Here is a 10,545-nt window from a genome sequence, read left to right as displayed (position 1 = left end):
CCCTTTTCCCCCTTGCCCCTCTTGTCCCCCTTGTCCCCTTGTCCCCTTGTCCCCCTTGTCCCCTGATTAGGGAGTTTGTACCAAATACGGTGAGGGAATTGCTTGAGCGCGTCCAGCACTAACTAGCGCTTGGTAAACAAAAGCAGCAACTTCTGCTCTAGTTGACTCACGATTTGGATTTAGTTGCTTAACAGTAGGATAATTAATTACCAATTGCCTGGAAGTTGCAGCAGCAACAGAACCTGTTGCATATTTGGGAATCTGGGTTGCGTCAGTGTAGAAAGTCAAAGCATTCAGAGTTTCAGCATTTAAACCCAGACCATTAGCTAAGGATACTAACACCTGCACTCTGGGAATTTGCTGCTGTGGTTGAAACGTACCGTCGGGATAGCCAGAGACATATTGACCCTGGTAAGCAGATTGAATTGCTGCGTAAGCCCAGAAATTGTTTTTCAGATCCTTAAAATCAATACCTGGGCGTTTGCTTGCTGGCGATAAAGCTTTATTGACGATAGTAGCAAATTGAGCGCGTGTTACAGGTTCATTAGGTTTAAAAGTGCCATCGGGGAAACCGGCAATAATATTCGCAGAGGCTAAAGCTTCGATGTATCCTTTTGCCCAATAACCCGCAGGTACATCCTTAAAAGCGGTTTGACCTCGTGCTGCGGGGGGTTCAACACTGGCAGCAACAAAATCTACCTTGCCAGAAATTCGGGTGGGGTCAATATCATTACCAACAGCGACTATTGTATTCTGAGTGGTTGCATTTAATACATCAAAAAACTTTTTTTGGTCTTTTTTCCCGTTATTGCGAATCAGATTTTTACCAGGATTTTCCTGAGTTCCCAAGTCTGGTAAAGATTTCTGAAGCGCAACTAATCCGTGATCTCGGTTATCCTGAATTACGTTGTTACGGAGCATTGGTTTAGCGCTACCAGTGACAACAATGCCGCCATAGTTTTGGATAATTTGATTATCAGTAATTAAAGGAGTTGCCAAATCGCTAACTGCAATCCCAAAACCAGTTGATTGAAACAAGTTATTGCGAATTTCACCTGTGGCAGATTTAGCGACGGAAACCCCATTGCCCTTGTTTTCAGTAAAGACGTTATTTTCAATTTTGGGATTACCTGTACCCGTAACGAAAATACCTTCTCTTCCACTGTTGACAAATGTACTATTTGTAATTTTGGGATTAGTTGATTCAACCCACACACCACTACCGCGTTGATTGGGGTTGGTGACAGTAACGCCAGTGATGGTAGAATCTTTGTCAGCGCGAATTGTGATGTTTTGTGCGGCAAAGGTGCGACTAGTATATGAACCACTACCTGTAATTAATATCCCTTGACCTTTGCTGGCATCATCACCGCGCAGTGTCACACCTTGTTGAATGAATAATGGGAATTTTTCGCCACTTTCACTGTTATAAGTACCACCAGCAAGTTGAATGACGGTACCTGGTTGAGCCTTGGTGAGGGCTTGGGTGATAGTTTTATAGGGTGTTGCTTCAGAATTGCTAGCAGCGCTGTCTGCACCGGTTGCGGGGTTGACGTAAATTGCTGTTGCTGTTGCAGGAACTTGCGCGATTAGAGTTGGAGTAATATCTTCTTTAAGGCTAGCACCAGGATTTACTTGAGCAGGCGATCGCATTGATGCCGCAGAAACGAGTATCAAGGCACTTAGTCCTGCTCGCAAAGGTAGAGTATATCTGGGGTGACTGCTAGAAATAAGGCGAAAAGTTTTCGATTGAGGCTTGTGAAAACCCTGACGTTTCATCTTTTTTATATCTGTGATTTGAGTGAATTAAGGTAAGTTGAAAGAGGTGTTGATAGCAGCCAGGTAGCTGTAAAACCCATGCAAAACTATACCGGAATAACAGCACCTTATCAGCCAAATTTTTGAAGAAAAATCAACCCTAATGTTGTTTAATGTTACAGTTTTCAAACTGTCAAGCTGAATTTAAGTTTGACCAAAAAGCCTCTTATGGTAGTGTTTTTGGGCTGTAATTAAAAGCTATTGTACTTGACAATACTTTTTATTGAGGTTTTAATTTTAAAATTATTATCTAAAAAGCTGATAATTTCATATTTATTTAATAAAAAGACTCGTCTTCGTTGGTATTTACAGCAAATTTCACTCCTAAGTTCGTACATATATAAAACCCCTCTCCTTCTAGAGACGATTCTGAGAATAGTCTCTACGTATATTCGATTAAAGCGATAGGGTGCTGTATATGTGATGGGTAATTTCCAGTGAATTTAGCTTTGGCTAGACAAAACCCTCAAGCAATTCGTCAGTACTTGAGGGAACCTGTGAAGGTAAATCCGGTGATTTTAGATAAGGTGCTGAATAGCCGAATTGGCAATGTGATTTTAGATCAAGTTACTCAAGTTATTCATACGCGATCGCGTGAGGCAGACAAACAAGCTTTACGGGCTGCTTTGGTAATTTCTGCCAGTAAAGATAGGCAAATTACACTTATAGAAGTTATTGAAAATAATCCCACAAATGAGATAGAAGTTGAAGGCGATCGCCTAGAAACTGCCTACCGTCAACTCCGTCGCTTGCAAGGAAATCTACAAGATATACTCGGTTTTTAATAGGAATGAGCGCAAAAACTCTCTGCAACTCTTATTCCTTCTTTTTACGGAGACGCTGCACGTAGCCTTTGTGCCTCTCGTAGATAAGGCACACTGTTCATTTTTTCGATCAGGAGTGCCTAAGTCCTATTTAAGTATTTTTCACGTCATAAAACTAACTGGCTATTTATGCTTATAGAAAATAGCCAATTGCCTTTGTAATATTAGCAATCAGCTATTGAGATGAGCTTTTCTCGTCATTTCTATTTATATACTTAGTAAGCTAAAGTTTCTAAAGTTTCCCGTAAATAGCGCTGTACTTGTTGTTCAAGACGAAGCCCTTGTAATTGAGTATCGTGTTCGAGTTGCCAGCTTTGGAAGCCGGAACTTACAGCGATCGCCGATATGAGACTATCCCAAATTTCCGTATCGGTAGAAGTTTGAATTCGAGCCATAATTACTTATTCCTCAGTTTTAACTTTGCCAGTCAACTGGGGCAAGATTTGATTAACCCGCACCCCTAAAATTGTAAAATCCTGCTTAATCTTTTCTAAAGATAACGGTTCTAAAGTCGCAAATTCTGTTTCCTTCGTCACCAAAATTCGTGCCACACTCAGGGGAATTTGCAAAAATAAATTACTCGCCAAAAAGAATAATCCAGCAAAAAGCAATGCTAAACCTCTCCATTGAGGTAAAAGCCCAGCAATATTTGCGACTAATGGAGTTGCTTGATAAAGCAGTCCCAGTATTGCGACTGATAATACAGCTCCGAAAACTGCTAGGAGACGATTTAATTTTGTATTAACTAAACAGAGAATTTTACGCTGGGGTTCTGAGAGGGTTTCTGGCTTCTTCGCTACTCCCAGAAGGGCAAATATATAAAAAGGACGGCGTAACTGCATCCACAACAGCGGGATAACGCCAATTGCTGCAACTACAAATAGCTCTAACCAAATTGGTAGTGAGCGATCGCCTACTGCCAAAAACAATAAGCACAGCGGCAAAAAAATCGGTAGCGTTGCCAATCCAGCAACGTGAATCCACAAAATAGGTTCAGAGCGAAATGAGGACATAGTGGAATTAGGAGTTATGAGTTGAGAGTTAGGAGTTAAAAACCCATAACTCATAACTCCTATACAGACGCGAAATTTCGCGTCTCTACAAATAGCTATTTTGCACTCAACACTATCTGGTTGAAGTCAAAGTGCGGCGTTTCGTCACCATTTGGTAGGAATCTATGCTGTCACTTACAGCCCAGTCGTTGAATTTATCAACGCCGATACCGCATTCATAGCCAGCATTCACTTCCTTAACGTCATCTTTCATCCGTTTGAGTGAGTCCAGAACACCTTCATAGATGACTTTGTTATTACGACGCACTCGGATTTTGCAGTTGCGAACTAGCTTGCCAGATTGCACGTAGCTACCGGCAACTGCACCACGACCGATTGCGATCACGGCACGGACTTCTGCAATACCCAGGTGTTCTTCTACCAATTCTGGCTCTAACAGACCTTCCAAAGCTCCTTGAATGTCTTCTAGGAGTTTGTAGATGATGTTGTATTCGCGCACATCCACACCTGCCTCATCGGCAGCTTGTCTGGCACCACTAGCGTAGGTAGTGTTGAAGCCAATAATTACGGCGTTACTAGCGGCAGCCAAGTCGATATCTGTCTCCGTGATTTCCCCAGGAGCAGCCAATAACATGCGAATTTGTACTTCGTTTTGCGGGATTTGTTTGAGCGATCCCACAATGGCTTCTATAGAGCCTTGGACATCTCCCTTGAGAATCAAGTTGAGTTCCTTTAACTCGCCTTCTTTCGCTTGAGCGGAAAGGGTTGTGAGGGTAACTCGTCCTTGTAATAGGCGGGATTGGCGTTGCTTGTCTGCCCGGTCTGAGGCGAGTGCGCGTGCTTGTTTTTCGTTCCCGAAAACCTCGAATTCGTCGCCTGCTGCTGGTACATCACTTAAACCCAACACCTCGACGGCAAAAGAAGGACTTGCAGCTTCAACTCTGGCTCCTCTGTCATCGACCATTGCTCTAACTTTACCAAATGCTGATCCAGCTACGAGCATGTCGCCGACATGGAGAGTACCATTCTGAATTAACAAAGTAGCAACTGCTCCTTTTGCTTTATCCAGATGAGCTTCAATGACTGTTCCTTTAGCAGTCCGATTTGGATTGGCAGAGAGTTCGCCTACCTCATCGACTATCAGAATCATTTCTAAGAGCGTATTTAGGTTTTCGCCCTTGATAGCGCTCACAGGAACCATGATTGTTTCACCGCCCCAATCTTCTGCGGTCAGACCATACTGGGTGAGTTCTTGTTTCACCCGCTCTGGCTGTGCCCCTTCTTTGTCGATTTTGTTAATTGCTACGACAATTGGCACTCCCGCTGCTTGGGCGTGGCTAATGGCTTCAATGGTTTGGGGACGAACGCCGTCATCCGCAGCTACTACCAATACAGCAATGTCTGTCACCCGCGCTCCCCGCGCTCGCATAGCTGTAAAAGCTTCGTGACCGGGGGTGTCAAGGAAGACGATTTGCTGCATCTTGCCTTCATGTTCGACATCGACGTGGTAAGCACCGATGTGTTGGGTAATACCACCAGCTTCACCCGCAGCCACTTTTGTTTTGCGAATCGAGTCGAGCAGGGTAGTTTTACCGTGGTCTACGTGACCCATAATTGTCACGACTGGGGGACGGCGCACGAGGTTTTCCAAGTCTCCCGCTTCGATCATTTCCGTGACTTTAATTGCCTCGGATTCTAGTTCGGCGGTTTCGACTGGTATTTCTAGCTCAGTTCCGATCAGGGTAATGGTGGGAATATCTAGGTTTTGGGTGATGCTTACCGCCATGCCTTTCATGAACAGGATTTTCACAATCTCTGTATCGGCAACTGCTAAGGCTTCAGCCAGTTCTTGCACGGTCATGGGACCTGTTACTATCAGTTTTTCTGGGCGATCGCGCTTTTGCTCTTGTTGGCGTCCGCCTTTTTGATCGCGGTCGCGATCGCGGTCGCGGCTGCCTGACTTTTTACTACCTCTAGCAGTTGGGATGCTGGTTGTTGCGGCTATTATCGGTGAGGAAGGTCGGCTTGCCTTTGGTTTGGGAGGACGAGCGATGGAAAGGCTGACCTGAACGGTGAGAAGTGAATCTGAATCTTCATCATCGAGCAAGTCTTCTTCAAATTCATCATCCAGAATCGGCTTAACTCGCTTGCCTTTGGTGACTCCCTTGCCTGCTTTTTCTTTAACTTCGTCAATAATTTCCTCTTCCTGCCACTTTTTGCCACCTTTGAGTAGGCGAGGTGGTGTGGGGCGTTTGAGGTCGAGCAAATCGGGTGGTACGGGATCGTCATCCATCCCGTCACCTTGTTTTGCGGAAACACCCGCAAGCCCTCTTGGTGGAGTTGCCACTGGTGATGCTGGTTTTTCACCTGGACGTACCGGTCTGGGTCGTTGCGGATCTCCTCCGGGTGTTGGGGCAGATGGTCTATTACCTTTTTGCTCTGGTCTGACTGGTGCGGGAGTGGGTCGTCCTGCTGGACGGGGTGCATCTTGTGCTGGCTGGTCGCTTGTTGGTCTGCCGATTTTGGGTTTTACCTGATCGCGATCGCGCTTCAGGATCGGTTTTTGTGTCTGAGAAAGCGATCCCGCTTCAATCGGCTCTCCCATTTCCTCCAGAGGCTGTCCATTTGTAGTTGCTGTTTCCCCAAGTGGTCTTGCGGGTGGCGCTACTAGTTGCGGTCTAGGCGCTTTTTCCGGTTTTGGTCTGGGAGCTGCTGTTTTCTCCGGTTTCTCTGTAGCTGTTTTTTCTGGTGTCGGAGTACGATCAAGCGTTTGCTCTGCTTCAGTTACAGGAGGGTTTTGTGGGGTCTCCGACTGATTCCGGGGTACTGGTCGAGTTGGTGCCGTCGGCTTCATTGATGATGAGACTGGTGTGGCGAAGGGTCGTGGAGGTGAGGGAGGATTAGCCTCAGAAGAAGCAAATTCAGTACTAATAGCAACTGATGCCTCTTGGGCGTTGGAGTTAGTGTTTCTCAATATTTTGGGTTTGCGAATTTCCAAAATTTGTTGTTTGTGGGGTGCGGTTGGTCGGGAAAGTCCACCATTTTGTGGTGAATTTGCTTTATTACTGGTTGTAAGTTCTTTTTTTGGCATTACATTCGTAGCAGCCAGTTTTTCGGCTGCTGTCCGGATTTGTTCTGCCTCTGTTTCTGAAATTGTACTGCTATGGCTTTTGACCGCAATATCGAGCTGGTCGCAAATTGCTAATAGCTCTTTGTTATCCAAATTCAATTCCTTTGATAATTCGTAAATTCTCACTTTGCCGTTGTTCATCCACTCTTCCCCAATAAGATTACAGTTTTAGCGGATGGCTGCCTGGGAGTGCGACATCTCCATCCTTTGACTACTGTGTTTAGGTTGCCCAGATACGATTTTGCCGGTGCCTCCAATCAGGAAAGAGAGATGTTTCGGTTTACTGCTGGCATCTCCATACCCAAGGATGGTTGATGGAGTCGCGCGATCGCGCTACCAGGTTGCCATATTGTTTTTTTTTGGTTTTGCTGATTCTGATTCCACAACACAATCGAGTCAAACTTTTTGAGAATGTTGCTTCGCCGCTCTGCAATAAAGTTGAGAAGCGAGCTAGCTGCGCTAACTACACCTATTTCCTATTTTGGCATTAACCCAAGCAATCAAGTCAGAATGTGATGATAGCGTATTACTACGGCTGTCACTACAATTGTCTGAGGATTACCGCCAAAACCCGAATATTAATTGGTATGGCTTTAGGCTAAACGTTGCCACAATGCCTCATACAGTGTTTCTGGCACTGATGCATGTAGCGATCGCCCTAGTCTATTTTTTTTTTGAGCAGCACAAAGGCAACTCGCTTGCGGACAAATGTAAGCAGAACGCCCCATGCCCTGATTCAATTGTACCTGTCTACATGGAAAGACGCGGACAATCCGCCAAAACTCTTCTTTTAATTTGACTTGGCGGCAACTTATACAACGTCGGTAATTCTTTTTCATCTCTTTTCACTGGCTTAAATGCAGTATTTTTTGTTAAACAACTCCTCTACTACTAATCTTTATTTTTTGTTACATTCTCAACTAAACCTTTATAACCTTAGTTAATGAGAAATTAAGGTTTGTTAAGTTATTTGTATTTTTACCCTTTTATTGACTAATTGCAACATCTGAGAATATTTATGATACCAAGTTGAGGTCAGGGAAGATCATCATCCTGACGGTTGATAATTTAGCGCTAATTCTCCACCGTTAGGCAGCGATCGCTTTTTTATTTTTCAAAACGCTCGTTTGTTGCGTTTAGCTATTGCTCAAGCCAACAAACGATTAAATGCAAGCACTCCAAACAAGTTGGCGAGCGGGTAATCCGATAAATGAAAAGATGGGCGACAAATGGCGATCGCGCTATATCTATCAAAATTGAGCGAATATTTTTGGAATACTCAAACTACCAATAAAGACAAGATGCTTTGAAATGTAGCACCTTTTATTCCTAAAGCGTTAGTAAGTTTCGCTATAGTAAAAGGTGTATCAGAAGCCACAGCTAAATCGGCTAGGTGTTCTAAAAGCTGTTTTAGCGAACTTAAAGAACTTTTCAGCAACAATTGTCTAAAATTGTCTGCTAATTGCGATCTGTCTTCTATGAAATCTTGCAAAGCTACCCTTAAGTTAGATGGAAAATTCTCAACTGACTTCATAACAGTTTCTAACTTGTTTTGACATGCTTCTATTTCTTCATCTTGCTCATCTGGCTCATCTGGCTCATCTGGCTCATCTTCATACTCGTCGTTTGTTTCTAATTCCTCGTACTCATCTGCTTGGTCTAGGTGTAGTTGCTCTATTTTTTCGAGCTCCTCAAACTCCCTTTCATCTTCTTCTTCTTGATATTTTGCTCGGACGGCGACAAATTTTGCATCTTCCGCTACGGGGTCATACTTTGCTTTGTCTTTGATGTCAATTTTCCAACCAGTCAGACGAGCAGCTAAACGGACGTTTTGTCCTTCTTTACCAATAGCTAAACTAAGTTGATCTTCAGCTACTAAAACGTGAGTTTGGCGACTTTCGGGGTCCATGAGGCGCACTTCATCGACTCGTGCGGGACTCAAGCCGTTAGCAATGTAAGTTGCGGGATCTGGCGACCAACGAATCACATCGATTTTTTCCCCGCGCAATTCATTGACCACCACCTGAATTCGCGATCCCCGCGCTCCAATACAAGCACCAACTGGATCGACATCGCGATCGAGGGTGTCAACAGCAATTTTAGTTCGCGGTCCTACATAACGTGAAGGGGGATTAGCTTCTCTGGCAACAGCAACAATTCGCACAACTTCATCTTCAATTTCCGGCACTTCGTTGGCAAACAAATATACTACTAAACCAGCATCTGCTCTGGAAACTAGTAACTGCGGTCCGCGTTGCTGTCCTTGAGAAACCTTTTTCAAATATACTTTAAATGTAGCATTTGCTCGGTAATTATCGTTGGGCAATTGTTCGCGCTTGGGTAATTCAGCTTCTACCTCTGGTTGACCAAAGGCACTGATAACTGCCATAATCACTGACTGCCTTTCAAAGCGCAATACTCTTGCTTGGAGTACAGTTCCTTCTAAGTCTTGAAATTCTTCTTGCACCATCTGGCGCTGCTGATCTCGCAGTTTTTGCGCTAAAACTTGCTTGGTTTGCATCGCCGCCATGCGACCAAATTCTTCTTTGTCGGGGGTAACATCTAGCACCACAGAGTCACCTAATTGCGCTTCGGGAGCTACTTCTTGAACTTCTTTTAAAGAAATCTGATGGTCAGTATTGCCAACTTCTTCAACAATGCTTTTGGTGGAAAGAACGCGAAATCCTTGTTCGTCAACATCAAGTTCTACTTCAAAATTATTAAAGTACTCTTCATCAAATTGTCTTCGCTCTAAATTTTGGGCACGACGATAACGTTCGTAACCTTTTAGCAGTGCTTCTCTAATAGCTGATTGAACTGCCAGACGCGGTAAATTCCGTTCGCGACTAATACTTTCGATTAAATCTTTTAATCCTGTTAATTTAACTGTAGACATAGATTTATCTCCTTTAATTATTATGCAGACACCCAGCATAAGTTAGGAGTTGTAGAGACGCGATCGGTCGCGTCTCTACAGTTAGGAGTTTTCAAATAACTCAAAACTCAAAACTTAACTCCTACTCCGTTCTCCTAATTGTTATCTGCTTTCATTCAACTGCACCCTAGTGATGAGAGTGCGAGGAATTTGGATTACACGACCTTTTTGGTTTAAGTAAACTGATATTTCATCCCTCAGAATCAATTGACCAATCCACTCTTGCTGTCCGTCGTAGAGTTGGGATGTAAAGACAATTACAGGAAATCCTTTGAAGGACAGGTATTCCCTGTCGGTTGCCAGTTGCCGCGAAATACCAGGACTTGACACCTCTAAAACGTAAGCATCTGGAATGATATCCGATCCATCTAAGGAGGCTTCTAAAGCACGGCTCATCCGCTCACAATCATTCAATCCAGTCCCCTCTTGGGGATTGCGAATATCTACCCGCAACACTGGGGGACGTTGGTTAGTATGAAAAACTACCCCAACGACTTCCAATCCCAGTTCTTCTGCCACTGGTGTTGCCAAATCAATAATTTGTGGGACTAAGGGATGAGTCATGCAATAATCCAATAAAAAAAGTGGGCATTGACCCACTTCCTGCGATAAGGATATCTTCCAAGAAGTATTGTGCCGAACCAAAGATGGTTCGACCTAAATTGAGTTTAGCGCATTTCTTTTGGGGGGAGAAGTGAGAAGTTAATAATGGACATGGGGAAAGGGGAGTGGGGGAGTGGGGGAGTGGGGGAGTGGGGGAGTGGGGGAGTGGGAGACAAGGGAGACAAGGGAGACAAGGGAGACAAGGGAGACAAGGGAGACAAG

At 44.3% G+C, this 10,545-nt stretch carries 7 protein-coding genes and 1 pseudogene; 1 reads left to right on the top strand and 7 read right to left on the bottom strand.

All coding sequences use genetic code 11. The features are described 5' to 3' along the window. Positions 1-66: 66 nt before the first annotated feature. A complete protein-coding gene (locus tag OGM63_RS29275; RefSeq protein ID WP_263749273.1) occupies positions 67-1,779 on the bottom strand; it encodes a DUF1565 domain-containing protein in 1,713 nt (570 codons plus the stop codon). A 476-nt stretch (positions 1,780-2,255) separates the two neighbouring features. Between OGM63_RS29275 and OGM63_RS29270 the strand changes: the two genes are divergently transcribed. Beyond that, positions 2,256-2,603 carry an alpha/beta hydrolase gene (locus tag OGM63_RS29270; protein WP_263749272.1) on the top strand — a complete coding sequence of 116 codons (348 nt, stop codon included), beginning with the start codon at positions 2,256-2,258 and terminating at the stop codon, positions 2,601-2,603. Between the two features lie 254 nt (positions 2,604-2,857). Here the strand turns inward: OGM63_RS29270 and OGM63_RS29265 are convergent, their stop codons facing one another. The 6 genes and pseudogenes from OGM63_RS29265 to rimP all read right to left on the bottom strand — a co-directional run bounded on the left by OGM63_RS29265 (position 2,858) and on the right by rimP (position 10,284). Then, positions 2,858-3,037, bottom strand: coding sequence for a hypothetical protein (locus OGM63_RS29265; RefSeq protein ID WP_263749271.1), 180 nt, complete (start codon positions 3,035-3,037; stop codon positions 2,858-2,860). Between the two features lie 6 nt (positions 3,038-3,043). After that, the gene (locus OGM63_RS29260) at positions 3,044-3,709 is read right to left on the bottom strand and encodes a low-complexity tail membrane protein (protein WP_263749270.1); all 666 of its coding nucleotides are present in this window, start codon (positions 3,707-3,709) and stop codon (positions 3,044-3,046) included. Between the two features lie 58 nt (positions 3,710-3,767). Further along, positions 3,768-6,926, bottom strand: coding sequence for a translation initiation factor IF-2 (infB, locus tag OGM63_RS29255; RefSeq protein ID WP_263749269.1), 3,159 nt, complete (start codon positions 6,924-6,926; stop codon positions 3,768-3,770). Between the two features lie 452 nt (positions 6,927-7,378). Beyond that, positions 7,379-7,624, bottom strand: a complete 246-nt coding sequence (locus OGM63_RS29250) for a YlxR family protein (protein WP_263749268.1) — start codon at positions 7,622-7,624, stop codon at positions 7,379-7,381. A gap of 842 nt (positions 7,625-8,466) precedes the next feature. Next, positions 8,467-9,681 (bottom strand): annotated as a pseudogene (gene nusA, locus OGM63_RS29245) (transcription termination factor NusA); the annotation flags it as partial. A 141-nt stretch (positions 9,682-9,822) separates the two neighbouring features. Beyond that, on the bottom strand, positions 9,823-10,284 hold the full coding sequence (gene rimP, locus OGM63_RS29240) for a ribosome maturation factor RimP (RefSeq protein ID WP_263749267.1): 462 nt from the start codon (positions 10,282-10,284) through the stop codon (positions 9,823-9,825). Between the last annotated feature and the right edge of the window lie 261 nt (positions 10,285-10,545).

This window comes from Plectonema radiosum NIES-515, assembly GCF_025753815.1.
Classification (GTDB): Bacteria; Cyanobacteriota; Cyanobacteriia; order Cyanobacteriales; family Nostocaceae; genus Hassallia; species Hassallia radiosum_A.
Note: the sequence above shows the minus strand (reverse complement) of the source record. Positions and strands in the feature narration are given on the sequence as shown.

Excerpts from the sequence above, each read along its gene's own strand:
- OGM63_RS29275 (WP_263749273.1), bottom strand. The coding sequence starts at position 1,779 with ATGAAACGTCAGGGTTTTCACAAGCCTCAATCGAAAACTTTTCGCCTT.
- OGM63_RS29265 (WP_263749271.1), bottom strand. The coding sequence starts at position 3,037 with ATGGCTCGAATTCAAACTTCTACCGATACGGAAATTTGGGATAGTCTC.
- OGM63_RS29260 (WP_263749270.1), bottom strand. The coding sequence starts at position 3,709 with ATGAGTTATGGGTTTTTAACTCCTAACTCTCAACTCATAACTCCTAAT.
- infB (WP_263749269.1), bottom strand. The coding sequence starts at position 6,926 with ATGAACAACGGCAAAGTGAGAATTTACGAATTATCAAAGGAATTGAAT.
- OGM63_RS29250 (WP_263749268.1), bottom strand. The coding sequence starts at position 7,624 with ATGAAAAAGAATTACCGACGTTGTATAAGTTGCCGCCAAGTCAAATTA.
- rimP (WP_263749267.1), bottom strand. The coding sequence starts at position 10,284 with ATGACTCATCCCTTAGTCCCACAAATTATTGATTTGGCAACACCAGTG.